This window comes from uncultured Nostoc sp. (assembly GCF_964245445.1).
Classification (GTDB): Bacteria; Cyanobacteriota; Cyanobacteriia; order Cyanobacteriales; family Nostocaceae; genus Nostoc.
Genome location: NZ_CAXTNE010000004.1, coordinates 52,826 through 75,684, shown reverse-complemented (window position 1 = coordinate 75,684; position 22,859 = coordinate 52,826). Strand labels below are relative to the sequence as shown.

Genomic DNA, 22,859 nt, shown 5'->3' with positions numbered 1-22,859 from the left:
AGTAAATGGTGGTGAAGTGTTATCCACTCACATTATTGCTCGTCCTCACGAAAACCTAGAATACGTATTGCCGATACGTTACACAGAAGCTGTGGAACAGTTCCGTACCTAAAAGCTGTTTAAACAAAGTAATTAACACTCTTTACCTTTTTGAGCATCGCTTTCTTTTGTCCAGGGCTAAAAACTTTAAATAGGGATTAAAATCTAATGTCAATTGCAGTGGGAATGGTTGAAACGCTAGGCTTTCCAGCAGTAGTGGAAGCTGCTGATGCAATGGTGAAAGCTGCCCGTGTTACTCTAGTAGGCTATGAAAAAATCGGCAGTGGTCGAGTTACCGTAATTGTTCGAGGTGATGTGTCGGAAGTGCAAGCTTCGGTGGGTGCAGGTGTTGAGTCAGTGAAGCGAGTTAACGGTGGACAAGTGCTGTCTACTCACATCATTGCTCGTCCTCACGAAAACTTGGAATACGTCCTACCAATTCGTTATACCGAAGATGTAGAGCAGTTCCGGGAAAATGTGAATGCAATTCGTCCTTTCGGTAGAAGACCGTAATTTGTAATGCAAGTCGCCAAAGTTCGCGGCACAGTAGTTAGCACGCAAAAAGATCCAAGTCTTCGAGGTGTCAAACTACTGTTGTTACAATTAGTGGATGAAGACGGCAACATCCTGCCACAATACGAGGTAGCAGCAGATATTGTGGGAGCAGGAGTAGATGAGTGGGTACTTGTCAGCCGTGGCAGTGCCGCTCGTCAAGTTATTGGCAATGAACAGCGACCATTAGATGCAGTGGTAGTAGCGATTATAGATACTATTCACGTTGAAGATCGCCTAATTTACAGCAAAAAAGATCAATATCGATAAGTCATTAGTCATTTGGTTATTAGTCATTAGCTCTCGACAAAAGGCAAATGACAAAGGACAAATGACAAATGACAAATGACAATACAGGAGGAATCTCGAAATGGCAGTCCGTAGCACGGCGGCACCTCCAACCCCGTGGTCGAGGAATTTAGCTGAAGCCAAAATCCATGAAACAGCCTTTGTACATTCATTTTCCAATCTGATTGGAGATGTACGCATAGGTGCAAATGTAATCGTTGCTCCGGGAACTACGATTAGAGCGGATGAAGGCACACCTTTTTATATTGGTGAAAATACTAATATTCAAGATGGTGTTGTGATTCATGGATTGGAGCAAGGTCGAGTAATTGGCGATGATCAAAATAAATACTCGGTGTGGGTAGGTAAAAACAGTTGCATTACCCACATGGCTCTAATTCACGGCCCAGCTTATGTAGGGGATAATTCCTTCATTGGCTTTCGGTCTACGGTGTTTAATGCCAGGGTGGGTGCAGGTTGCATCGTGATGATGCACACTTTGATTCAAGACGTAGAAATTCCCGCAGGTAAGTATGTACCTTCGGGAGCGATCATTACCAATCAGCAGCAAGCTGACCGCTTGCCAGATGTGCAAGATCAGGATAAGGACTTTGCTCATCATGTGGTTGGGATTAATCAGGCGCTGCGAGCTGGTTATCTTTGTGCTGCGGATAGCAAATGTATTGCACCAATTCGGGATGAGAACACTAAATCTTACAAGGGTAATGGTGTTACTGTTTTAGAGCTAGAAAGGAGTAGTGAAGTGTCGAGCAATAGCTTGGGTGGAGAAACAATAGAGCAGTTGCGCTATCTATTGGAACAAGGGTATAAGATTGGTACAGAACACGTAGACCAAAGACGGTTCCGCACGGGTTCTTGGACTAGTTGCCAACCAATTGAACCGAGATCCATTGGTGAAGCGATCGCAGCATTAGAAAGCTGTGTCAGAGAGCATAGCGGCGAGTATGTCCGCCTGTTTGGTATTGACAAAGATAGACGACGTGTATTAGAGAGCATCATCCAACGCCCGGATGGTGATTTTAAACCAGCTACCAATTTTAAGGCTCCAGCTAGTAGTCATAGCAATGGCAGCTACAGCAGTAGCTACAGCAGTAATGGTAACGGCTCTAGCAGTGGCAAAGTCAATAGCGAAACTGTAGAGCAAATCCGCCAACTTTTGGCAGGTGGTTACAAAATTGGCATGGAACACGTAGACGAGCGCCGTTTCCGTACTGGTTCCTGGACTAGCTGCAAGCCAATTGAAGCAACTTCCATAAATCAAGTAATTTCCGGCTTAGAAGAATGTATAGAAAGCCATCAAGGCGAGTATGTGCGTTTAATAGGCATTGATACCAAAGCCAAACGGCGCGTATTAGAGAGCATAATCCAACGTCCAAATGGTCAAGTAGCCTCCTCTGGTAGTCAGAAATCATTTACTAGCAGTGGAACCTCTACTAATGTTACAGCAACAGCTACCAGCAACCGTTTGAGTACAGAAGTGGTAGACCAACTCCGGCAACTATTGGCTAGTGGGTATAAAATTAGTATTGAACACGTAGATGAACGACGGTTCCGTACTGGTTCTTGGACTAGTACCGGTCAGATTCAAGCCTCCTCAGAAAGAGAAGCGATCGCAGCCGTAGAAGGACATCTTGGCGAATACCAAGGGGAATATGTGCGCCTAATTGGTATTGACCCCAAAGCCAAGCGTCGGGTATTAGAAACGATTATCCAACGTCCAAATAATCAAGTAGCCTCCTCTGGCAGTCAGAAATCATTTACTAGCAGTAGCAGTGTGCCTTCTGCAACAGCAACAGCAACAGCTACCAGTACCCGTTTGAGTAGTGAAGTTGTAGACCAACTCCGACAATTATTGGCTGGCGGCTCTAAAATTAGCCTTGAACACGTAGATCAACGACGGTTCCGGACTGGTTCTTGGACTAGTACCGGTCAGATTCAAGCCTCCTCAGAAAGAGAAGCGATCGCAGCCGTAGAAGGACATCTTGGCGAATACCAAGGGGAATATGTGCGCCTAATTGGTATTGACCCCAAAGCCAAGCGTCGGGTATTAGAAACGATTATCCAACGACCTTAAAAAGTTAGGAGTTAGGAGTTAGGAGTAGAGACGCGATTAATCGCGTCTGTACAGGAGTTAGAAGTTGAAAAAAATTGTTAATTCATAACTCTAAATTTAAAATTTATAACTCCTCACTTTTAATGAACTCCTAACTCCTCACTTATAACTCCTAACTCTCTATTTTCCGGCTTCCGAGGTTAAAATTTCCATGTCTGTGCCGCTACTGCGCCTCAGCAATAACTTTGATTCTTACATTAGTGGTGAGGTGACTATTCATCCAAGCGCAGTACTTGCACCTGGGGTGATCCTCCAAGCGGCTGTAAACAGCAAGATCATCATTGGGCCAGGGGTCTGTATTGGAATGGGAGCAATTCTCCAAGTCCATGAAGGAACCCTAGAGGTAGAAACAGGCGCAAACTTGGGAGCCGGTTTTTTGATGGTTGGCAAAGGCAAAATTGGAGCAAATGCTTGCATTGGTGCAGCGACAACAGTTTTTAACTGTTCAGTTGATCCTGGACAAGTAATTGCACCTGGTTCGATTTTAGGAGACACCAGTCGGCAAATTGCCCAAATAGCCCAAACAAAGGAACCAGAACCATCCACGAATAACCCAGTTTCTACAAGCGCAGCACCGGAAAAAGAAAAGGAAAATGGCTTAGGGGGAGGTAAGGAAAAAGAAGTTTCCTCAACTAAATTCTCAGCTTCGGCTTTTGTGGATTTCAAACAAAATAAGTCGATTTCTTACTTTAAATCTCCCGCCACTCCAGAAACCCAGCCTCCTCTCGTAGAGCAACCCGCCAATGATGCTGACTCTACGTTGCAAGAATCCGCCCAAGAGCCTACAGAACATGACTCAGACCCCAATCAGCTAACCACAGAATCCCCTAACGGTTTCGGGACTCAAATTTATGGGCAAGGGAGCATACACAGACTGTTGACTACATTGTTTCCCCATAGACAATCCTTGAGCGACCCAAACTCTGACGATTAGTCTGAGTAAGTGTTAATTGTAAGTTGTCGGCTTTGTGATTATCTGGGAAAGTTCATAATGGAAACATCTAATCAACGGTCTATAATTACCATGCATGGAGCGAGTAGTCAAGAAACCTTTCAGGACACTGCTTTGGGTTTAGTTTCTACCCGCAGCTTTCCAGCAATAGTTGGGACGGCGGATATGATGCTGAAATCAGCAGGAGTTCACCTAATTGGGTATGAAAAAATTGGTGGCGGGCATTGTACTGCGATCATCCGGGGTGGAATTGCTGACGTGCGTCTTGCCGTAGAATCTGGTGTTCAAACAGCTGAACAGTTTGGTCAGTTGGTTTCTAGCTTGGTGATTCCCCGACCTTATCCCAACCTAGATATAGTACTTCCTATCACAACCCGTTTTACTAAATTGATGGAAGAGGGGAATTACAGCCGTCTGAGTAATCAAGCAATTGGTTTGGTAGAAACGCGAGGATTTCCAGCGATGGTAGGAGCATGTGATGCCATGCTTAAAGCTGCTGATGTTCATTTGGCAGCTTATGAAAAAATTGGTGGGGGATTGTGTACAGCGATTATTCGTGGTTCCGTAGCAAATGTAGCAGTAGCAGTGGAAGCAGGGATGTTTGAGGCAGAACGCATTGGGGAATTAAATGCAGTAATGGTAATTCCCCGACCGCTAGATGAAATGGAGCAAACCTTGCCATTAGCAAGCTGCTGGATAGAAGAACGGGAACCGTTAAACTTACCAGTGAATATTAAAGAACAAGTTGCCGAAATCGAGGTACTAAGATTACCAGATTTAACCAAGCTACCGACAAAAATTGCAGAAGAATTATGGAATGATGAATGATGAATTTGGGAAAATCATCATTCATCGGGAAGTGGAAGGAATCTTACGCTTTTCTTGTTGTTCTGATAATAGCTTCTTAAATACATAAAAAAAATACCTTTGTTTTAATAGAAGTAATAGAGTTTTATATATTATAGATAAAACTCATAACTTTCTATGAGCATTGCTATAGCATTTGCAAGTGTTTAGTAATCTATTAGTAATCTAGTTTTATATCGATGAATAGCTATTTACAGGAGAACCACCTTTGAAGCAAGCGACGCTGCACCAATTAAAGGTATTCGAGGCGGCGGCACGGCACAGTAGCTTTACTCGCGCTGCTGAGGAATTGTTTCTCACTCAACCTACCGTTTCGATGCAGATTAAGCAACTCACAAAATCGGTAGGATTGCCATTATTTGAGCAAGTGGGGAAGCGGTTGTATCTCACCGAGGCAGGACGAGAATTATTTGCTACTTGTCGGCAGATTTTTGAAAATATAGCCCAGTATGAAATGAAGGTAGCAGATTTAAAAGGGCTAAAACAGGGACAATTACGTTTGGCGGTGATTACAACAGCAAAATATTTTATCCCACGTTTGTTAGGGCCGTTTTGCCAACTTTATCCAGGGATTGATATCTCTCTGCAAGTAACAAATCACGAACAAATCTTGGAACGGATGAGTAATAATCTGGACGACTTATATATTATGAGCCAAGTTCCAGACAATATGGATGTGACTTGTGAACCATTTTTAGAAAACCCTTTGATAGTCTTTGCACCAGTTAATCATCCGTTATCCAAGGAAAAAAATATTCCGATTCAACGCCTGTCTAACGAACCTTTTATTATGCGAGAACCAGGTTCAGGAACTCGTCGCGCCGTCCAAAGTCTATTTGAAGAACAAGGGGTGACAGTAAAAGTCAAGCTAGAATTGGGAAGTAACGAAGCAATTAAACAAGCGATCGCAGGTGGTTTAGGAATTTCTGTTTTATCGCGTCATACCTTACTATTAGACGCCTCAGAGTTTAGCATTTTAGATGTACAACATTTCCCCATTCACCGAAATTGGTATATGGTTTACCCATCTGGCAAGCAGCTATCGATCGTTGCTCGTGCCTATTATGAATATCTTCTGGCTGCGGCAAAGAATTTTGTAGAGCAAAAGGTTGATACTGCTTCTAGTACGCTTGAACCAACTCACGGATAATTCGTAATTTGTAATTACGAATTACCTCAAGGGGTTGACAGCTAGACCAGGAAGCATTGACAATTAACCAGCAAAACCATTAAAAATGAGGGGAAACTAGCAGTGGTTAACCCGGAAATACCGTCTTGGCGCAAAACAGTACAAAGCGAGATTGTAGCTGTTACCGTGTATGCTGACAGAGCATTGGTTACACGGCGGGGTGTAGTTGATTTAACAGGAATTGAACAGGAATTAGTAATTACCCCAGTGCCAGAGATGGAAACTGAGTCCGTCAGGGTTAGTGGTACAGGTACGGTAGGTGTGCGTTTAGTGGGAGTAAGTAGCGATCGCATCTACACCACTGAACCTGTAGCGGAGCGAGTCGCACATTTAACAAGGCAAATTCAGCAACTAGAAACAGAAAAACGCCACCTGCAAGCCCAAATCGATGCTTTAGCATTGCAGTCTAGTTTTATCAACGGGTTGCGTGAAAAAACAGAGGAACCCTTTGCACAGAGTTTGTCTCGAAAAAATCTCAGCCTTAGCGAAACTTTGGATTTTTTGAACTTTCTCGGAAGCCAGTATAGTGAGTATGCGATCGCTTCTGGAGAGTGCAAAACTCAACAGCAGGAATTAGACAAACAACTGCAAGCACTCCACACCTCATTGCACATAATCCAAACACCCCATCCTAAAGAGAGTTTTAGCTTAGTTGTAGGAGTTGAAGTTGCAGGTGAAGGCAAGTTTGAGCTAGAAATATCATATTTGGTGAATCGTGCCAGTTGGACTCCGCTATACGACTTGCGCTTTAGCACCACCAGCGATATTGTCCATTTGAGTTACCTTGCAGAAATCACTCAAAGCACCGGCGAAGATTGGATTGGTGCAAATCTCACCCTTTCTACCGCTAAACCGGGATTAGGTACACTCCCACCCAAACTTGAACCCTGGTATATTGATGCTCCACGTCCACAACTGTTACGACAACGACGATTTTCTGCCCAGCCACCACTGCTACCTCCTATAGCAGAGCCGCCTGCTTCTGCTGCCAGAGCAGATTGGCAAGAACAAGACGAAGTTATAGAGGATAGTCTTATCCCAGCAGAAACCGTTACAGCAGAAGTATCCAAAGAAGGGAGTGTAGTTACCTTTAAATTAAATAGTGGCGGTAACATTCCTAGTGACGGCGCACCTCATAAAACTACAATTTTCAATGATGATTATCTTTGTAGCTTCGATTATGTGGCAATGCCACGCTTAGTAAGTTTTGCTTATCTGCAAGCTAATGTAAAAAATAATCCCAACGGTGCGACTCTGTTACCAGGCAAAGCAAATATTTTCCGCGACAATGTTTTTATTGGGACAACTCAGTTAGAAAATATAGCACCTGGGCAAGAGTTTAAACTGAACTTAGGGATTGATGAAGGTTTTAAAATTGAGCGCGATTTAGTTGAACGTCTGGTAGACAAAAGATTGATTAGCAACCAGCGCCGGATTATTTATAGTTATCGATTGTTCATTACTAACTTATTAGACAAAGAAGTAAATCTAAAACTAACTGAACAATTGCCCGTTAGTCGGAACGAGCAAATTAAAGTGCGTCTCAATCGCAGCAACCCACAAATTCAACTTGGTGAAATGGGGATTTTAGAATGGCAGTTAACTCTTCCACCCCAGGAGCGACGAGAGGTATATTACCAGTTCATTGTTGAACATCCGCCTGAGTTAATGGTTGTTGGGTTAGATATTTAAAAATGAAGTTAGTATTATGCGTCAATTTTGTCAAAATCTCCTAAATTGGGTGTAAATGCCAGCAAAACCAATCACATTTGGATAAAACAGGAAATGAAGCTGTTGGTTCGAGAAGCACAACCGAATGATGCTGCGGCGATTGTTAACATTCTAAACCCCATTATCGAAGCTGGTGTGTACACTGCGTTTGATACACCGCTCACAGTTGATGCCGAACGGGAGTATATATTGAATTTTCCCCAGCGTGGGGTGTTCCATGTTGCTGTGCGCTTTCCAGAGCAAATGCTCGTTGGGTTTCAAAGTATGGAACCATTTGCGTCCTTTACACATGCGTTTGACCATGTGGGAATCATCGGAACATACGTGGATCTTTTGTACCAACGACAAGGTATTGGTAAGAGTCTATTCGAGGCTACCTTTGAAACAGCTCGCAGCAAGGGATACGAAAAAATATTAACCTACGTTCGCGCCGATAACGCAGGGGCGTTAGCTAGCTATCTCCAACGTGGTTTTCACATAATTGGGACGGCGCAAAGACAGGCTAAAATCAGAGGAACGTATGTGGACGAGATCATCATCGAACGGTTTTTATAGATAGCGTCTACACTCCTCACTGCTACGCTAAACTTATAGCACTGAGACACTTGCCGCCATGTCTGTCGCCCAAGATTTAGCAACCCCAAAAGATGTTATATTTCCGCCAGGGGATTTATATAGTGACGAACCGTCTTTGGAAACTGACTTACATCGGCTACAAATGACACTGCTGATTCAATGCTTAGAGTGGCTGTGGCAAAATCGTAATGACTTTTATGCATCGGGTAATCTCACCATCTACTACAGTCCACGCCAGCGCAAATCAGAAAACTTCCGAGGGCCAGATTTTTTTGTAGTACTAGGGACTGAACGCAAACCCCGTAAAAGCTGGGTTGTTTGGGAAGAAGATGGCAAATATCCCAATCTAATTATAGAAATTCTCTCAGATAGCACAGGCGATACTGACAAGGGCCTAAAAAAACAAATTTACCAAGATATCTTTCGCACACCAGATTACTTCTGGTTTGACCCAGAAACCTTAGAATTTACAGGGTTTCATTTGCTTGATGGTGAATATCAACCACTGGAACCCAATCCCCAAGGCTGGTTGTGGAGTCAACAGCTAGGTTTATATTTAGGGGTTTCTCAAGAAAAGTTACGCTTTTTCACGCCTGAAGGAGAACTAGTTCCGACACCGGAAGAAGTTGCACAACAGGCTGAACAAGAAAAGCAACGCGCTGACCAAGAGAAGCAACGTAGCGATCGCTTGGCAGCAAAACTGCGAGAATTAAATATAGATCCAGATACTATTTAACCTTTGCGCTATCTTGCTTGTGCCTGTTGGCACGAATGCTATGGATCTTCAGGAAAAACCCATTTTGGTGGTTCCGTCATTTTTTTCCGCAGACGTTCTTGTGCCAACTCCAACATTTGGTCTAAGGGAGTCTCTTCAATAAATTTTGCAGCGGCCTCTCTAAACTCGATATTGGGGCAGTTATCCCCTAAAACACACCCGTTAACACAGGCTACAGCGCAATTAATCTTTTGCTCCACAGTAAATTCCTCTCTTTAAAAGTTATGAGTTATAAGTTGTGAGTTATAATTTTCACTCCTAACTCTTTACTATCAGGCATTACCCTCCAGGTAAATTTTACCTTGCCAGTTACCATCCCATTAGTCTAAATACCTACCATTTAGAAAGTTATCAGTTATGAGTTATGATTTTGACTCCTAACTTCTCACTCTTATCAAGGGCGCTCATGTCAGAAGTTTTTGCTACTACTGGAACTATCGCTGCGATCGCCACTGCTGTTGTCCCCCAGCAGGGTAGTGTTGGTATTGTGCGGGTGTCCGGTTCCCAAGCAATGGCTCTAGCCCAAACTCTCTTTCACGCACCAGGGCGGCAAGTTTGGCAAAGTCACCAGATTCTCTACGGTTACATTCGCCATCCCCAGACGCAACAACTGGTAGATGAAGCCCTGTTGCTGATTATGAAAGCACCCCGTTCTTACACCCGTGAAGATGTAGTAGAATTCCATTGCCACGGGGGAATTATGGCAGTGCAACAGGTATTACAACTGTGTTTAGAAAACGGTGCAAGACTAGCGCAACCTGGAGAATTTACTCTCCGCGCCTTTTTGAATGGACGATTGGATCTAACTCAAGCCGAAGGTATTGCTGATTTAGTGGGAGCGCGATCGCCTCAAGCTGCCCAAACTGCCTTAGCTGGTTTGCAGGGAAAATTAGCTAATCCGATCCGGCAGTTACGCGCCAACTGTTTAGATATCTTGGCAGAAATCGAAGCTCGAATTGATTTTGAGGAAGACCTTCCTCCGTTGGATGATAAAGTCATAATATCAGAAATTGAGAAAATTGCCGCAGAAATTACCAGGTTATTGGCAACCAAAGATAAAGGTGAGTTGCTACGCACAGGTTTAAAAGTGGCAATTGTAGGGCGTCCGAATGTGGGTAAGTCGAGCTTATTGAACGCTTGGAGCCAGAGCGATCGCGCCATTGTGACTGACTTACCCGGTACAACCCGCGATGTGGTGGAATCACAGTTAGTTGTCGGGGGAATTCCTGTACAAGTGCTAGATACAGCAGGGATTCGGGAAACAACAGACCAAGTGGAAAAAATTGGTGTCGAGCGATCGCGTCGGGCTGCAAATGCAGCTGATTTAGTCTTGCTTACCATTGACGCTTCAGCAGGTTGGACGGAAGGCGATCAAGAAATTTATGAGCAGGTGCAACACCGTCCATTAATTCTAGTTATTAACAAAATCGATTTAATAGAAGAAAGTAAAAGCAAAAATATTCAATCTCAAATTCCAAATCTAAAATCTAAAATTGTCACAGCAGCAGCCCAAAATCAAGGCATTGATGCTTTAGAAACAGCAATTTTAGAGATAGTTAAATCGGGAAAAGTCCAAGCTGCTGATATGGATTTAGCCATCAACCAAAGGCAAGCAGCAGCCTTAACTCAAGCGAAAATTTCTTTGGAACAAGTACAAGTAACAATTGCCCAGCAGTTACCTCTTGATTTCTGGACAATTGACTTACGGGGTGCGATTCAAGCACTAGGAGAAATTACCGGAGAAGAGGTTACAGAATCAGTTTTAGATAGGATTTTTAGCAAATTTTGTATTGGAAAGTAATCTATCTAGATTAAGCCATATCACAGCCAATACTCCAAGGATTCATAACAATTTTTCTAGTAGCATTTCGGTAGCAACTAAAAGTCTGGGCAGTCTGCCTCTACGACCTGGGGATGGCAGTAATAGCGCAGTACGGTTTCTACCCTGTCCCCGATCCACTTGGCGACTTTATCGGGAGAAACGCCTTGAGTAATTGCCCACGTAGCAAAGGTGTGGCGCGTGGCATAGAATTTTAGGTAAAAAGGTAAGCTTCCGTTTTCTACCAATTCACTGACAACTCCCTGATAGATGTATTCGCGTCCACCGGATTTATATCTCACCCCTTTCCAGGCTTTGTGCAGCACAGCAGAAGATAACGGACTGCCTGACTCATCCGTGAAAATTAAAGTGTTGAGATCACATTGAGACGGTCTTATCTCAAGTAGTAATTTTTGAAGTTTAGACCCTGGAGTAGTTGGAAATATTCTCTTAACTCCGTTTTTCGTACTTTTTAATATCCGGTACAAATTACGTGATTTATTAATGCTAATTTTGCAACAATCATCTGAGATGTCTGCCCAGGTGAGAGCAAAAGCCTCACCTGGGCGACACCCTGCCCAAAACATAAATTTGATCAATGATGAATAATGAGAATATTTGGAGTGATTCTCAAATGCTTTGATAATTAAATCCCTCTGATCTAGGGTGAACGCTCGACGGTCTTCACCGACAGATTTTTTTTTAGGTTCTTTAGTTTTTAATTGCTCAAAAGGATTATCAGTTATCAGTCTTGAGTTGACAGCCCATTCGCAACATTGACTGTAATGGTTGATCAGTATCCAAGCCATTTTTCGCGTGGTGTTCTTTAACAGCCAATCTCTAACCTTCACCGCATCTTCTAGTGAATGGGTGGGAAGTTGCTTTGTATAGTGAAGTACACGAACATAGCGATTTAGGATGGTCGTTTGCTCAATCTGCGTTTCTTGGTAGTCGGTGAACTTATTCCAAAGCTCTAATATGTTGTATTTGTATGTTGGTTGAGGAGCGATTGCCGCCGCTACCTTCGGAATTTCTCCAGACGCTCTAAAACGATACCTTTCCAGTGTCCAATCAAACCGTTCAAGCGCGATATCATTTGCGATCGCGTCCCTTTTGGATCTGACAATCTCCCGGTTGCGTTTAGTATCCTTTAACCCAGTGCTGAGAAAAAATTGTTTGGTAAATCCTTTTACGCAGAAGCGAATAACTAAATTTTTTGTTCGAGCATCAGAGTTGATCCACTTATCTTCAGTCACGATTCTTCAGTTTTATGAATATCTTCAAAGGTTAGATAGACTCTGCTTTCTAGTTGGTTAGGTGGTCGGCAAGGGTAAGGTGCAGATTTCTCTAGTAGTCTCAGCCCATTGCTTTCGGCATTTTCTACAAATAATTCTGCTGCATCCTCCACCATCTCTTTAGCAGCCCATACCCGAATTCTGATTAATTTAGTTGCTTCTTTGGCTGGGGTATCATCCCTTTCCCATTTTTTCTTCCCAGCTTGCCAGTACCAGCCCAATCGGTTTAGTTCAGAGTAAAGTTCTTCTTGCTGCTGGTGGGGAAAGGTTAATATTTGACAGGCTTTTGAGTACTTAGCAGTCTTTTTCATATCTTTTTTGAAATTTTTTAACCCCAAAAACTTTTGTCTACAGTCGCTAAAACCCGCTCTGGGGACTGTTTTTAGCGTCTACAGCCGAATTTTTGGGGCTAAAAAATTGTAGACGGTGTAGACGCACTTATGAATAGTTAACGGCTATGAATTGAGCGATCGCACTTCCATTCAACTACTACCTATTCAAGCTGTAATTTACCCCTAAAGCGTTGCCTACAGCCTGTAGACGGACTGTAGGCAAACTGTAGACATTACGAGTACCACCTCCAGCCCAATCGATCGCCATTTCCTTCGACTTCCCCCAATCCCCTATCAGCCATAGAAGCGAAGATGATCCGCACCTCATCCGGCTGCATACCATCGAATAGCCGCGTGGCCCGACTGAGTGCAGCGGCCTTCAAAATCTCGCCTGGGTGCTGTTGACCCCAGTCAAGGATAAATTGCTCGTACTCGTTCATGGCTGTAGGTTGCGATTGCACCTTGTCTCCCCCGCCGGAGTTTTCCGCCTGCACCGTCGCTCCAGTTCCCCAGTTGCTCAGGTCAAGCTCACAAGGGCAGTCATCGACCATGAATCGCCTTTTACCACCAGCTTTAAGCCATTGCTCTAGTTGAGGATCTTTGAGTTTAGTCCTGGCGTAATCACGCCCGAACTGTCCCAAACGCACCAGACAAAAGCAGCTGTAGAGGGTGTCTTTGTCACCTTGCAAGCCAAAATTCTCAGCTGTGTCATTTTGGGCCAAGGCACAAATGAACTGTTTATATCGCCTGCCCCGTTTGGCATGGCGTTTTATCCAGGGGGTAGAATTATCACACTCATCTACTAAAATTGGGAATTCCTCAGCAATTAGGAATCTCTCACGACCGGCAATCGCGTTATCTCCCCCTTCACCCCTAAGCTGAACTAGGTCTTCAAGGATTTCTAAATCTTTACCCATTGCGGTGTCAATGGCTTTAAAATTTCCTTTTCTACCAATGACATCAGCTTGATCCAGCCATGCCCAATCGTCGGGCTTGGCATCGGAATCATAGACAACAACTCGCCCGCCAACCTTAGAGGATAGATACTGGGTAAAGGTTGACTTCCCGTCGCCCGTGCCACCGACCAAAGCAACGTGTTTTTGTTTTTTCTGGATGTACTCAACTGGATCAGTGATTAAGTTCTCTGGTTTCCAGTTGGCATCAAGAGCGCCAACGGTGACAGCCAACTGTGCTGTGGGTTGGGTATTGGCACGGGACCACGCTTGGAAGTTGACCCGCGACGCTCGGTCTATGTCCCCTAGCGATTCTTCGAGCAATTTGGCTATTTGGCGATGTCTGCGACCGACTTCAAGAACGCCAACAGACGCGCCCAGTATCCACGGTTTAGACTCTGGTTTTTGAGTCGCACCTAGGAATAATAAGCCACAGCTGACAGTTAGACTACCCCAGAATGACCACTTAGCGCAGGCGTACATCTGCAAGTGTTGGTGTAACTGTGATGGGTGTAAATCACTGCTCATCTTAACCCCCGAATCCCAATCTTTGGATGTTTGCTACCAGGAGATCCAAAGGATTTTTGACTTCTCTAAATTCTTCCACTTGCACTGTACTAGTCTTAATTCCGTTTTCTAGTAATTGCTCCTGTATTAAATTGGCTGCTTCGTCTGCGTCCAACTCAATAGGCGAATCAATTAAGGTAGTCCCCTGTCCCTCGTTATCCCAATATTTGATTTTGTAGGTTGTCATATTCCTAACAAGACTCCTACTGCAACTAACCCCACGCGTAGCAGCAAAATATCCCTAACCTCTGGCACGGCTTGCCGTAAGTAAAGTGTGAAAATTCCAGCGAGCGCTAAAATTCCCAATACTCCCAAGCGGATAAAACCAGGCATGGGGAGATTTACCCAACAGCTACTCAACAAAGCGGGAATCGCTACTGTAGAAGCAAGGGTGTAAGCCAAATCTGGCAGATTGTCTGGCAGCGCGATCGCACTCACCCATCCTTTCCTGAATTCCTCCAACTTGGATAATTGGGGAGTGGGGAGTGGCGAGTAATGACCCTGATCGCTCGGAACCTCAACGACAATTTTTTGCTCATCTGCCATACTGCACCTCGATTTTGAGGTAAAAGGGACGGTTACTCTCCTGTTTGCATAGTGCGACGATTGCAATTACTAGAGCGCCAATGATGCAAATAAGAATGCTTATTTGACTCACCTTTACCCCCCTAGCAGCCTGTTGGCTGCATCCAATACTTTTTGTTGTTGCTCAGGCGTGAGATTGTCGTTGCCTGAGCAGGGAATGACTTCCATCTGCGTCCCGGCACGGTAGAGACAGTTCTTTCTCTCGGCTTCACTCTTTGTAGTGTTTGCTCGGCTAACTTGACGCTGGACGTAGGATTTGTTGATGTCTTCTGTCATAATACTGGGTGATGTTTAGTTTTCGTAGCGGCGCAGACTAATCTCATGGGCGATCGCGTACCTGTGCGGATGGCGATCGCTTTTAAAAATCGGCATCATCTGTTTCCTGGATCTCAGAAACTGCTTCTCGAATGCGTTGCGTAATTTCTTCAAAACCTGCGCTAACGCTTTCTTCGGATTCGGGGTCGATGACGATCGGCTTAATCCCCAGTGATTCCCAGTAAGTGGGATCTGAATAATCTGGTTCGTTAATCATGTCTTTCTTCCTAGTAATCAACTTTTGATGCAGTGGTTGAATTGAAATTAGTTACTAGCCATATCTGCCAAGTTTTTCGCTTTTGCGGACTGACTTCTATGGGCTGACGGGTATCAAGACAAACCGCGCGTCCGTCGTTGAGTTTCACATAAAGGCTTTTACCGCTTTTGGATCGAGAAAACAGTTGTCCGGGAGCTAAAGTATCGAAGCCTACTTGAGTTTTTCCAACTACGTACTCAGCTTGATGAACTTCAAAACCCTCGGAGAGTGGATCTGTTGACATTTCTTTCCACTCTCTCGGCTTCCTGGCTTTAGGTTCAGTGTATGTGGCTGATTTGCCGTTAGTAGTGGCTCGATCTGTGGTCTGTTGGTCGGTCATAGTGGGTGACGTGTGCCTCGATAGTGGGTGATGTGTGCCTTATAAGTGGGTGACATGTGGGTGATGTGTGCCTCATAAGTGGGTGACATGTGCCTTGATCGTGGGTTAATAGTCGCTCAACAGTGGGGTGTTGACTTTTGCCTCAATGGCTTGCATAGCAGTAATTTGAGCGTTTGTTGGCTCGACCGCAGCCGTGATAATTTCGTCCAGTAAAAAGGCTGCAATATCGGCTCCGAGTTCAAAGCGTTCACCTTCATCAAGAGAATCGCACCAAACAATGATTTGTTCGGGTATGTCCTCAAAACCCCATTCTTTCTTCTGGTAAGCGATGGTAGACTGTTCTCGCAGTGCTAGGAAGATTAAGCAGTTTAGTCCAGTGGCTTGAGTGCGGTTAAAGTTCTGCTCAATGTGGCTGATGATGTCTAGACGATTAATTTCTGTTACATTCATGCTGTACTCTTTCAAAGTTATTTATTTGCCGATCGATTTAGGATATCCAGGGCATCTTGCTCTGGATTTTTAATTGCTGTTGATATTGCTAAAATCTCCTTAATTGAAATTTGATCCTGGCGATCGCTTTGTAGAGGGCATCGCCTTTTTACTTGGAACTGCTAACCCCGCGATCGCTACGACTTATGGGTGAATACAGTTGTCAATTGATACATTTAGCATGGATGGAATCTAAGTACTGCTAACCCCGCGACGCTACGACTTATGGGTGAATGCAGTTGTCAGTTGTCCGTTGTCTATTCCGCCTAGCAGGTCTTTGGTATTTGCTCAGTGCTGGCAGGCTGCTATCTCTGCCTGGTTTGGGGTGGAATATTTTCATGACAATATTTCAGGGCTTACGCCCTGATTAGTCTTTGGTCTACCGTTAACTTTCTTACTTTTACTTAGGCAGTAGCTTCAGCAGGAGTAGCTAAACTCTGAGGCAGAGCATCAAACGGTACGCCAATGAGTTGGCAGAAAGTTTGCCATTGTTTTTTAGTCATTGAAGGTTCCATCCCCTCGTTCTCCCATCGTCTGAGAGTGGAAACGGCGATGCCAAGGTAGACAGCAAGCTGTTCCTGTGACAAACCTGCATTTTCTCTAAGCGCTTTTAACACTGATTTAGGTGGCAGATGTTGCCTTTTCTGGTCTACAGTCATATTATCATAACAAGAGCTTAAATCAAGCGGTTTTAAAAACCTATTGATAAAAGCGCAACTCCATAAACAACATGAGCGGTCAACATCACCGCTCATTATTTAGGATCTCACAACCAACTAAAGACGGCGATATCACAGTTCAGTAAGCTGCTTATACATTGACGATTGGCGTATTTAACCGCACCAATTAGTAAAACGAGTAAAAAATGTTATGACCGGACAAACAAGCAAAAATAAACAAAAATACGGGTATCCTCCGATGCTTTCAACTGGAGAATACCCGCATGGTGGACTGAGAACCAACTCAATTCACTATGGAAACTTTAGCCTATTACATTGTCCAAGCACTATGTAGCTTGTTGATGGCGCTTTATTATTATCGTTGCGCCAAAGAAGATCAAGACCGTAAAGCTCAATCCTCTCTCCAAAAACAACAAAAATACTCCAATACTTATCTCACCGACCCCAGGAATCGCGAACTACAAGCTCAACTCTTGCAAATGTTGCAAGGCGATGTTTCTACCGCCAAGAAATTACTTCTGGAACAGAGACGAGTATTTCCCGGCAAACACGATAACTGGTATTTAGAAAAAGTAATTTACAACTTGGAGCAGACCATTGACAAAATCAAAATCAGAGATTCCGAAATGTATTCACGACTTCGGGGAATGCTGCAAGGAGATGACACCGCAGCCCATCGTCTATTAATGCAACAAATAGAGACTTGCCCAGGTAAACAATACGGTTGGTATCTAGAAAAAGTAATTTACGACTTGGAACGCGATCGGCGTTAGCTAACTCTCTTCTTTGAAGTTTAGCGGCGGCTGATCAGCACCAAGGACAGCCGCCTTTTTTATTGACCACCAAGAAATAAAACCAATGATCAGAGCTAAATTCACCTGTCAGCAAAATACTCTCAACCACGAAACCCAGACAGCAACAGTTATCCTCACCCCAGTAACCAGCAACCCACCCAGTGAAGAAAACCTAACTTTCTGGCAAGCAACACCAGCCGGTAATATAACGCTCGAAATCACCAACCCACAGGCAACGGAGAAATTCATCTTAGGGCGAGAGTATTACGTTGACTTCACCCTCTGCCCTGTAATTTGAAGTGCGATCGCAATTACCCAATGACCAATACCCAATACCCAATAAACAAATGAAAATTAAACAAATTCACGCTCACTTCCTAATTTCCATTGGTGATTACTCAAATGAAAGAATTGGTTTCACGGTTGAGCTTGAAGAAGAAGACACAGTTGAATCAGTAGTTTCTGAGTTAAGAAACCAAGCCATAAAAGTTGTTGGAGCAAAAGCTGACGAACTTTACTCCCACCGAAGGAACCTACAAGAGCAATGCTGGGCAGTTGAGAAAAGGCTCGAAAAAGCTCACACCGAATGGAACGCTACAGCCGAATTCTTGAGGACGCAGGGCATCAAGCCCGACGCACCACCAATGCCGCAATTTAACAACCTACTTGCAGCCGTAAAGGTTGAAGAAGAGTCCCATTCCGAAGCAGAAATAGTGGATGGCTTCTAAATGAATATCAAACCATACGAACCATACCCAAACTTTCTTGACCTCGTGAATAAGACAGATGCCGAAATGCAGCGATTGGGCTGGACAACAGAACAGGGTCGAGAGCATTTGATGAAATATTACGGAGTGCGATCGCGCCTTCTACTGACCGAGGATGAGCTAGATAACTTTCTGCTTTACCTGCAACTGACCGATTCCCCAACATCTAATAACCAATGAGTACACCAGAAGAACAGATAAAAGCTGCGATCGCGGCTTGTGGCGATCTGATTGCGATCATTGACCCAGCGATAAATGGTGCCACAGAGGTTGCCTGCCGCAATCTAAATAAATTTGTCGATTACGTCCAAACCTTAGACCCAGAATTAAAACGGCATGAAGCGATCACCATGACAGCCGCAATCTTAGACGGGCTGCCGAGCTTGCTTGAAACAGACTCAGAACTGATTGCTGGGATAAAAGCCGAGTGTCAAGTACTGAGGAGTCATCGCCAATGACCGATGAAATCAGAGTAACTATTTACCAGCACAAGCGAATACCTAATATTTACCGCCCACCTCTGGGCTTACCTCTGAACTGGCAAGACGAGACATCAGGAGAATTGCCCCGTGCAATTTCCAAATACTTTAATTCCCAGCAGCTTACCCCCGACGAAATCAGCCTTATGGCTGAATACTGCCAGCATTACATCAACGCCCCTTGCTGGGATACCACCGGAGGATTCCCTGATGAGCTAGCAGGGCTGCGGGAATCAGCCAACTCACTTTCTAGCGTCAGCGATATTAACCAGTGGGTTAATAGCTGCCTTGAAATTGCGATCAAACCTTTTTAAAAAGAAAAAGACCCCAGTTATTAACTAGAGCCAAAAAGGATTTTATGTATGAATAAATACTTTCAAAGGAAGATTAGGGAATCTTCTCTTTCTGCCAACCATCTTAACATTATTTGGGGGATAGAACAATGATTTTATCTACCCTTAGTGTTGTAAGCGGCGTGCTAGAACGCCACTGGAAAGAGTTCAAATCTAGTGCTATTTCTGATACAATAATTGACCTTAACTTCCGAACAATCGAAGATTCTAGAGAACTCGATAGAATTTTAAATCGAAACACAAAAAGCCGTCGTAAGCATTCTGACCACCTAGTACCTGCATGGTGTGTTTCTGGAGTTGACCCATTGACTGGAGAGAACACACTAGAAGGCGTTCAAGTCAAACCAGATGCACCCCCATCCGATAAAAAAGGTAAACTTCAAAAATACATAGGTGCAACAGGAGCCAACACAGCACCATTATTTTTGAATACAGGTATTGAGAACTTTTGGGAAACAATCATAGAAGATAAAAGTAAACCAGTTATTATCACTGAAGGTGCTAAAAAAGCAGGCGCGGGGCTAACTCTGGGTATTCCTACTATCAGTCTTCCTGGTGTTACCACCTGTAGAAAAAATGGCAGATTACATTACTGGTTGGAAGCATTCGCGGGATTTGGTCGGACTTTTTACCTAGCATTTGATGCTGACATCATCGATAAACGTCCAGTTCAATATGCACTGATATCGTTAGCTCGTGATTTATCTGCAACTGGTTCCAAAGTGATGATTATCACACTGCCATCTATTGAGCTAAAAGGGATGGATGACTTTATTGCTACCAAGGGTGGTGATGAATTTAAAAAGCTAATCGATGAAGCCTCCACTATCGAAGAGTGGAAAAAAGAATTGGATGAAAAGCGAAAAGCTCAGGAAATCGAATTCGACGATGAAGAGAGAAAATCTAGGATGTCTCGCGCCCACAAAATCATCAGCCAAGGATGGGGTGATTCCATTCGATTAAACACCCTCAAAAAATATGTTGAGCAAGACAATTATCGAATGGACTTAGACCTATTAAAACTCTACATCGCACTAGAATTCGACATAGATATCTCAAAAGACGATGCTCACTCAATAGTTATGTCAATTGCTAAGAAAAGCGCTTACAACCCAGTAGTAGAATATCTCGATGAGCTTGAAGCCCGATTTCCTAGTCCAGACTTGTCAATTTTGGACAACCTAGCCTTCAGATACTTTGGCACTAACGACCCTCTACACAACACTTACATCAAAAAATCACTCATCGCCGCAGTTTCCAGAGCCAGACGACCAGGCGAGAAAGCTGAAGATATTTGTGTCTTAGTTGGCGATCAGGGACTAAGGAAAAGCACCTTTTGGAAAGAACTGTTTGGCGCGGACTGGTTTACAGACGAACTGAGTGATAGTAGCGAAAAGGATGAGTTAATGAAGCTTCACTACTTCTGGGGAATTGAACTGGCAGAAATCGAACACATATATAAGAAGAAAGACGTTAGCTCCTTCAAAAAATTTTTGAGCAACACCGTTGATCCATTTCGGATTCCCTACGACAGAGAAATCAAAGAGCATCCTAGAGCTTGCCTGTTAGTCGCCACCTCAAACGAGCAAGAATTGCTCAATGACCCCACAGGCAGCCGCCGATTTTTTGTCGTCCCAGTCCTTAAAGAAATCCCCATAGAGGAATTGATCCGCGAACGAGATTTAATTTGGGCTGCGGCCAACCAGCTTTACCAAATGGGGCATCAGTGGTGGCTAACTCGTGCAGAGTCTGCCCTGCAAGCCGAAGCCAACAAGGACTACCAAACCTCTGATCCGTGGGAAGAAAAAGTAGTGTCATTCGTCCGGGCGCGTGATTGGGTAACAACCTATGACATTTTATTTACCGCATTGGGTATAGAGACAGGTCGCCAAGACATGATGTCCCAGAAAAGGGTCGCATCCATTATGAAGATAAATGGCTGGTGCAAACAGAGAAAGTGGGTAGATGGTCACGCATTACAAACTTGGATCAGGAAAGTTGAGAAAATAGGTGGATCACGTGGATCAAGTGGATCAAGCCAGACAGAGCAAGACTTTGAGTATGATCCACGTACAGAAACGGAGGTGGATCACGTGGATCACGTAGAGAAAGATAAGGTGTCTTTTTCAACTATTAACCAACTCAGTGATCCACTTGATCCACCTACCACAACGGAGGTGGATCATCTAGAACCCAGTCATAGCAAGGTTGATCCACGTGATCCACGTGATCCACCTATTTTCCAAACTTTTCCTGAAAAAAATAGTGTGCAACATGAAGCAACCGAAAAACCTAATACCATTAGTTCCAAAAAAGATTTTAATTTCTGGCTAATAGACCCCACGGTTCTTACTCTCCATATCAAGACCCACCTTGGAGACATAGTATGCACTGCCAAGCCAGAAGCAAGGATTTTGACTAAAGCTAAGACCCTTATTGGTTACGAATGCTCCATGACTTGGATTTTTCCTACTGGGGAAAAAGGCACTATTAACGGAGTAGGGCTAACTCAACAAGGACTTTTTGAAGAATGCGCTAACAAAATAGCTAAAGAATGGCTTGAAAAACAAAAGCCGTGGCAGCCTCAAGTAAACAGAGATGCTATGTACGGTGGGGAACTGGTAAAAATCGTCGGACGCTGGCAAGGGAAGTGGCAGGTTGAGTTCTCTTCTGGGCGCTTCGATTACGTCCGAGCAAACCAGCTAAGTAAGCCGAAGAATCAGTGAATGAAATGCGATCGCGCCAAGTACTGCGATCGCACTCTTATCCAATGAAATAAAGCAGGTGGTATCAACCAAGTCCAGCTTATTCGTCTAGCAAGGCTTTGTCAGTAATATTGCTGTAGCCATTTTTTAAGAAAGTTAGAAATATAGTGAAATTCCCCAACAAGAGCGAGATTATGCTTACTTCAAATATGGTTTTACCTGATTATGTCTGTCTTGCTGATGTAGCGAAAAATCACCCTGAACCAAAACTATCAATCAACGATAATCAAGCAGTAGACAAGTCAGATCAAGAAATACAACAACTTTTAGACAACCTAGCCAGTGCATTTTCACTAGGCATCAGCTTACTCAATAGCCACTAACAATTTTCAAAAAGGTGGTTGTCTGTGGTGCGATCGCCTTTTTGGCTCATAGAATCACCTGGTTTGTGAAATCTTGATAAAAATTAATAACTGAATAATTAAGTATATATGCGGTTTATCTGTGAAGAGATTTCTGAATCAAGGTTCTTGATTAACCCGGTGACGTGGTTAAACAGGTATACCTTCTCAATACTTACAACAGTACTATTCCCGCATCTTTGGTATAGCAAGACTTCCGGTCGGTAAAATTACTTCCGCATTTACATAAAACTAGAACATTTACTTATTTTTTATTAACTAATAAAACTGAAAAGTAACTAATTACAAACTCTTCCAATGACAACAATAAATATTGCCACAGACATTCCATCACAAATTACTACCCTTGAACAGCTAAATGCGTGGACTGCCTATGCTTTGTTTGCCATTAATCCAACAGTGACCGTCATTGAGGGAGTTGGCTACACAGAACGGGCGGCACAGTGCGGCAAGTTTTGGGTAGCAGCGGACGCTAAAAGTAGGTTGATTTCTCGCACATCCTTAGAAGTATCCGCAGATGAACTGAGCGGCTCGGCGAAACCGTGGATGTATGTTCAAGTTCTCTCCAACACAGCGCTACCTGCATCTTTTAAGGCTAATTAGTA

Annotated in this window: 29 protein-coding genes and 1 pseudogene; 20 read left to right on the top strand and 10 right to left on the bottom strand. The window is 43.8% G+C overall.

Annotation, left to right across the window (positions count from 1 at the left end; all coding sequences use genetic code 11):
* Window positions 1-207 precede the first annotated feature (207 nt).
* From ACFE90_RS01515 to ACFE90_RS01470, 10 genes and pseudogenes are all read left to right on the top strand, one after another.
* Complete coding sequence (locus ACFE90_RS01515) at window positions 208-552, top strand: carbon dioxide-concentrating mechanism protein CcmK (protein ID WP_039748664.1); 345 nt, start codon at window positions 208-210, stop codon at window positions 550-552.
* Between the two features lie 6 nt (window positions 553-558).
* Complete coding sequence (locus ACFE90_RS01510) at window positions 559-861, top strand: EutN/CcmL family microcompartment protein (RefSeq protein ID WP_109011817.1); 303 nt, start codon at window positions 559-561, stop codon at window positions 859-861.
* Between the two features lie 100 nt (window positions 862-961).
* Window positions 962-2,620, top strand: a pseudogene (locus ACFE90_RS01505) (ribulose bisphosphate carboxylase small subunit); the annotation flags it as partial.
* Between the two features lie 54 nt (window positions 2,621-2,674).
* Window positions 2,675-2,974 (top strand): ribulose bisphosphate carboxylase small subunit, encoded by a 300-nt coding sequence (locus ACFE90_RS01500; protein WP_375497109.1) that lies wholly within the window; start codon window positions 2,675-2,677, stop codon window positions 2,972-2,974.
* A gap of 190 nt (window positions 2,975-3,164) precedes the next feature.
* Window positions 3,165-3,947 carry a transferase gene (locus ACFE90_RS01495; protein WP_375497107.1) on the top strand — a complete coding sequence of 261 codons (783 nt, stop codon included), beginning with the start codon at window positions 3,165-3,167 and terminating at the stop codon, window positions 3,945-3,947.
* A gap of 57 nt (window positions 3,948-4,004) precedes the next feature.
* Entirely contained in the window at window positions 4,005-4,793 is a 789-nt protein-coding gene (locus ACFE90_RS01490) for a BMC domain-containing protein (RefSeq protein ID WP_375497105.1), read from the top strand.
* A gap of 247 nt (window positions 4,794-5,040) precedes the next feature.
* Window positions 5,041-5,982, top strand: coding sequence for a LysR substrate-binding domain-containing protein (locus tag ACFE90_RS01485; protein WP_375497103.1), 942 nt, complete (start codon window positions 5,041-5,043; stop codon window positions 5,980-5,982).
* A 102-nt stretch (window positions 5,983-6,084) separates the two neighbouring features.
* Window positions 6,085-7,713, top strand: coding sequence for a mucoidy inhibitor MuiA family protein (locus ACFE90_RS01480; RefSeq protein WP_375497101.1), 1,629 nt, complete (start codon window positions 6,085-6,087; stop codon window positions 7,711-7,713).
* Between the two features lie 27 nt (window positions 7,714-7,740).
* Window positions 7,741-8,307 carry a GNAT family N-acetyltransferase gene (locus ACFE90_RS01475; RefSeq protein WP_375497099.1) on the top strand — a complete coding sequence of 189 codons (567 nt, stop codon included), beginning with the start codon at window positions 7,741-7,743 and terminating at the stop codon, window positions 8,305-8,307.
* 58 nt (window positions 8,308-8,365) lie between these two features.
* Complete coding sequence (locus ACFE90_RS01470; RefSeq protein WP_375497097.1) at window positions 8,366-9,064, top strand: Uma2 family endonuclease; 699 nt, start codon at window positions 8,366-8,368, stop codon at window positions 9,062-9,064.
* A gap of 38 nt (window positions 9,065-9,102) precedes the next feature.
* Here ACFE90_RS01470 and ACFE90_RS01465 read toward each other — a convergent pair whose 3' ends face one another.
* The gene (locus ACFE90_RS01465; protein ID WP_375497095.1) at window positions 9,103-9,303 is read right to left on the bottom strand and encodes a hypothetical protein; all 201 of its coding nucleotides are present in this window, start codon (window positions 9,301-9,303) and stop codon (window positions 9,103-9,105) included.
* A gap of 206 nt (window positions 9,304-9,509) precedes the next feature.
* On the opposite strand from ACFE90_RS01465, the gene mnmE reads away from it, so the two are divergent.
* Complete coding sequence (gene mnmE, locus ACFE90_RS01460) at window positions 9,510-10,904, top strand: tRNA uridine-5-carboxymethylaminomethyl(34) synthesis GTPase MnmE (protein WP_375497093.1); 1,395 nt, start codon at window positions 9,510-9,512, stop codon at window positions 10,902-10,904.
* A 77-nt stretch (window positions 10,905-10,981) separates the two neighbouring features.
* On the opposite strand, the gene ACFE90_RS01455 is transcribed toward mnmE, so the two are convergent.
* The 9 genes from ACFE90_RS01455 to ACFE90_RS01415 form a co-directional block, all read right to left on the bottom strand.
* Window positions 10,982-12,178 carry a tyrosine-type recombinase/integrase gene (locus ACFE90_RS01455; RefSeq protein ID WP_375497091.1) on the bottom strand — a complete coding sequence of 399 codons (1,197 nt, stop codon included), beginning with the start codon at window positions 12,176-12,178 and terminating at the stop codon, window positions 10,982-10,984.
* Window positions 12,175-12,528, bottom strand: a complete 354-nt coding sequence (locus ACFE90_RS01450) for a hypothetical protein (RefSeq protein ID WP_375497089.1) — start codon at window positions 12,526-12,528, stop codon at window positions 12,175-12,177. Before ACFE90_RS01450 ends, ACFE90_RS01455 begins: the two co-directional genes overlap by 4 nt.
* Window positions 12,529-12,782: 254 nt before the next feature.
* Window positions 12,783-14,030, bottom strand: a complete 1,248-nt coding sequence (locus ACFE90_RS01445; RefSeq protein ID WP_375497087.1) for a hypothetical protein — start codon at window positions 14,028-14,030, stop codon at window positions 12,783-12,785.
* A gap of 1 nt (window position 14,031) precedes the next feature.
* Complete coding sequence (locus ACFE90_RS01440) at window positions 14,032-14,256, bottom strand: hypothetical protein (RefSeq protein WP_375497085.1); 225 nt, start codon at window positions 14,254-14,256, stop codon at window positions 14,032-14,034.
* Entirely contained in the window at window positions 14,253-14,615 is a 363-nt protein-coding gene (locus ACFE90_RS01435; RefSeq protein ID WP_375497083.1) for a hypothetical protein, read from the bottom strand. Before ACFE90_RS01435 ends, ACFE90_RS01440 begins: the two co-directional genes overlap by 4 nt.
* A 397-nt stretch (window positions 14,616-15,012) precedes the next feature.
* The gene (locus tag ACFE90_RS01430; protein WP_375497081.1) at window positions 15,013-15,186 is read right to left on the bottom strand and encodes a hypothetical protein; all 174 of its coding nucleotides are present in this window, start codon (window positions 15,184-15,186) and stop codon (window positions 15,013-15,015) included.
* A gap of 10 nt (window positions 15,187-15,196) precedes the next feature.
* Window positions 15,197-15,565 (bottom strand): hypothetical protein, encoded by a 369-nt coding sequence (locus ACFE90_RS01425; protein WP_375497079.1) that lies wholly within the window; start codon window positions 15,563-15,565, stop codon window positions 15,197-15,199.
* A gap of 105 nt (window positions 15,566-15,670) precedes the next feature.
* On the bottom strand, window positions 15,671-16,015 hold the full coding sequence (locus ACFE90_RS01420) for a hypothetical protein (RefSeq protein WP_375497077.1): 345 nt from the start codon (window positions 16,013-16,015) through the stop codon (window positions 15,671-15,673).
* 443 nt (window positions 16,016-16,458) lie between these two features.
* Entirely contained in the window at window positions 16,459-16,713 is a 255-nt protein-coding gene (locus ACFE90_RS01415) for a helix-turn-helix domain-containing protein (protein ID WP_375497075.1), read from the bottom strand.
* A gap of 314 nt (window positions 16,714-17,027) precedes the next feature.
* On the opposite strand from ACFE90_RS01415, the gene ACFE90_RS01410 reads away from it, so the two are divergent.
* From ACFE90_RS01410 to ACFE90_RS01370, 9 genes are all read left to right on the top strand, one after another.
* Complete coding sequence (locus ACFE90_RS01410) at window positions 17,028-17,507, top strand: hypothetical protein (protein ID WP_375497073.1); 480 nt, start codon at window positions 17,028-17,030, stop codon at window positions 17,505-17,507.
* Window positions 17,508-17,592: 85 nt separating this feature from the next.
* Window positions 17,593-17,826: a hypothetical protein gene (locus ACFE90_RS01405; protein ID WP_375497071.1), complete on the top strand. Its 234-nt coding sequence runs from the start codon at window positions 17,593-17,595 to the stop codon at window positions 17,824-17,826.
* Window position 17,827: 1 nt separating this feature from the next.
* Complete coding sequence (locus ACFE90_RS01400) at window positions 17,828-18,256, top strand: hypothetical protein (RefSeq protein WP_375497069.1); 429 nt, start codon at window positions 17,828-17,830, stop codon at window positions 18,254-18,256.
* Complete coding sequence (locus ACFE90_RS01395) at window positions 18,257-18,475, top strand: hypothetical protein (RefSeq protein ID WP_375497067.1); 219 nt, start codon at window positions 18,257-18,259, stop codon at window positions 18,473-18,475.
* Complete coding sequence (locus ACFE90_RS01390; RefSeq protein ID WP_375497065.1) at window positions 18,472-18,753, top strand: hypothetical protein; 282 nt, start codon at window positions 18,472-18,474, stop codon at window positions 18,751-18,753. Before ACFE90_RS01395 ends, ACFE90_RS01390 begins: the two co-directional genes overlap by 4 nt.
* Entirely contained in the window at window positions 18,750-19,088 is a 339-nt protein-coding gene (locus tag ACFE90_RS01385; RefSeq protein ID WP_375497063.1) for a hypothetical protein, read from the top strand. Before ACFE90_RS01390 ends, ACFE90_RS01385 begins: the two co-directional genes overlap by 4 nt.
* Window positions 19,089-19,216: 128 nt before the next feature.
* On the top strand, window positions 19,217-21,853 hold the full coding sequence (locus ACFE90_RS01380) for a VapE domain-containing protein (protein ID WP_375497061.1): 2,637 nt from the start codon (window positions 19,217-19,219) through the stop codon (window positions 21,851-21,853).
* A gap of 173 nt (window positions 21,854-22,026) precedes the next feature.
* A complete protein-coding gene (locus ACFE90_RS01375; protein WP_375497059.1) occupies window positions 22,027-22,215 on the top strand; it encodes a hypothetical protein in 189 nt (62 codons plus the stop codon).
* Window positions 22,216-22,551: 336 nt separating this feature from the next.
* Window positions 22,552-22,857: a glucose-6-phosphate dehydrogenase gene (locus tag ACFE90_RS01370; RefSeq protein WP_375497057.1), complete on the top strand. Its 306-nt coding sequence runs from the start codon at window positions 22,552-22,554 to the stop codon at window positions 22,855-22,857.
* Window positions 22,858-22,859: the final 2 nt, after the last annotated feature.

What these genes read in the sequence shown, in the direction of transcription:
- ACFE90_RS01515 (WP_039748664.1), top strand. Translation starts at nt 208, where the DNA reads ATGTCAATTGCAGTGGGAATGGTTGAAACGCTAGGCTTTCCAGCAGTA.
- ACFE90_RS01510 (WP_109011817.1), top strand. Translation starts at nt 559, where the DNA reads ATGCAAGTCGCCAAAGTTCGCGGCACAGTAGTTAGCACGCAAAAAGAT.
- ACFE90_RS01495 (WP_375497107.1), top strand. Translation starts at nt 3,165, where the DNA reads ATGTCTGTGCCGCTACTGCGCCTCAGCAATAACTTTGATTCTTACATT.
- ACFE90_RS01490 (WP_375497105.1), top strand. Translation starts at nt 4,005, where the DNA reads ATGGAAACATCTAATCAACGGTCTATAATTACCATGCATGGAGCGAGT.
- ACFE90_RS01470 (WP_375497097.1), top strand. Translation starts at nt 8,366, where the DNA reads ATGTCTGTCGCCCAAGATTTAGCAACCCCAAAAGATGTTATATTTCCG.
- mnmE (WP_375497093.1), top strand. Translation starts at nt 9,510, where the DNA reads ATGTCAGAAGTTTTTGCTACTACTGGAACTATCGCTGCGATCGCCACT.
- ACFE90_RS01450 (WP_375497089.1), bottom strand. Translation starts at nt 12,528, where the DNA reads ATGAAAAAGACTGCTAAGTACTCAAAAGCCTGTCAAATATTAACCTTT.
- ACFE90_RS01445 (WP_375497087.1), bottom strand. Translation starts at nt 14,030, where the DNA reads ATGAGCAGTGATTTACACCCATCACAGTTACACCAACACTTGCAGATG.
- ACFE90_RS01440 (WP_375497085.1), bottom strand. Translation starts at nt 14,256, where the DNA reads ATGACAACCTACAAAATCAAATATTGGGATAACGAGGGACAGGGGACT.
- ACFE90_RS01435 (WP_375497083.1), bottom strand. Translation starts at nt 14,615, where the DNA reads ATGGCAGATGAGCAAAAAATTGTCGTTGAGGTTCCGAGCGATCAGGGT.
- ACFE90_RS01430 (WP_375497081.1), bottom strand. Translation starts at nt 15,186, where the DNA reads ATGATTAACGAACCAGATTATTCAGATCCCACTTACTGGGAATCACTG.
- ACFE90_RS01425 (WP_375497079.1), bottom strand. Translation starts at nt 15,565, where the DNA reads ATGACCGACCAACAGACCACAGATCGAGCCACTACTAACGGCAAATCA.
- ACFE90_RS01420 (WP_375497077.1), bottom strand. Translation starts at nt 16,015, where the DNA reads ATGAATGTAACAGAAATTAATCGTCTAGACATCATCAGCCACATTGAG.
- ACFE90_RS01415 (WP_375497075.1), bottom strand. Translation starts at nt 16,713, where the DNA reads ATGACTGTAGACCAGAAAAGGCAACATCTGCCACCTAAATCAGTGTTA.
- ACFE90_RS01410 (WP_375497073.1), top strand. Translation starts at nt 17,028, where the DNA reads ATGGAAACTTTAGCCTATTACATTGTCCAAGCACTATGTAGCTTGTTG.
- ACFE90_RS01405 (WP_375497071.1), top strand. Translation starts at nt 17,593, where the DNA reads ATGATCAGAGCTAAATTCACCTGTCAGCAAAATACTCTCAACCACGAA.
- ACFE90_RS01395 (WP_375497067.1), top strand. Translation starts at nt 18,257, where the DNA reads ATGAATATCAAACCATACGAACCATACCCAAACTTTCTTGACCTCGTG.
- ACFE90_RS01390 (WP_375497065.1), top strand. Translation starts at nt 18,472, where the DNA reads ATGAGTACACCAGAAGAACAGATAAAAGCTGCGATCGCGGCTTGTGGC.
- ACFE90_RS01385 (WP_375497063.1), top strand. Translation starts at nt 18,750, where the DNA reads ATGACCGATGAAATCAGAGTAACTATTTACCAGCACAAGCGAATACCT.
- ACFE90_RS01380 (WP_375497061.1), top strand. Translation starts at nt 19,217, where the DNA reads ATGATTTTATCTACCCTTAGTGTTGTAAGCGGCGTGCTAGAACGCCAC.
- ACFE90_RS01375 (WP_375497059.1), top strand. Translation starts at nt 22,027, where the DNA reads ATGCTTACTTCAAATATGGTTTTACCTGATTATGTCTGTCTTGCTGAT.
- ACFE90_RS01370 (WP_375497057.1), top strand. Translation starts at nt 22,552, where the DNA reads ATGACAACAATAAATATTGCCACAGACATTCCATCACAAATTACTACC.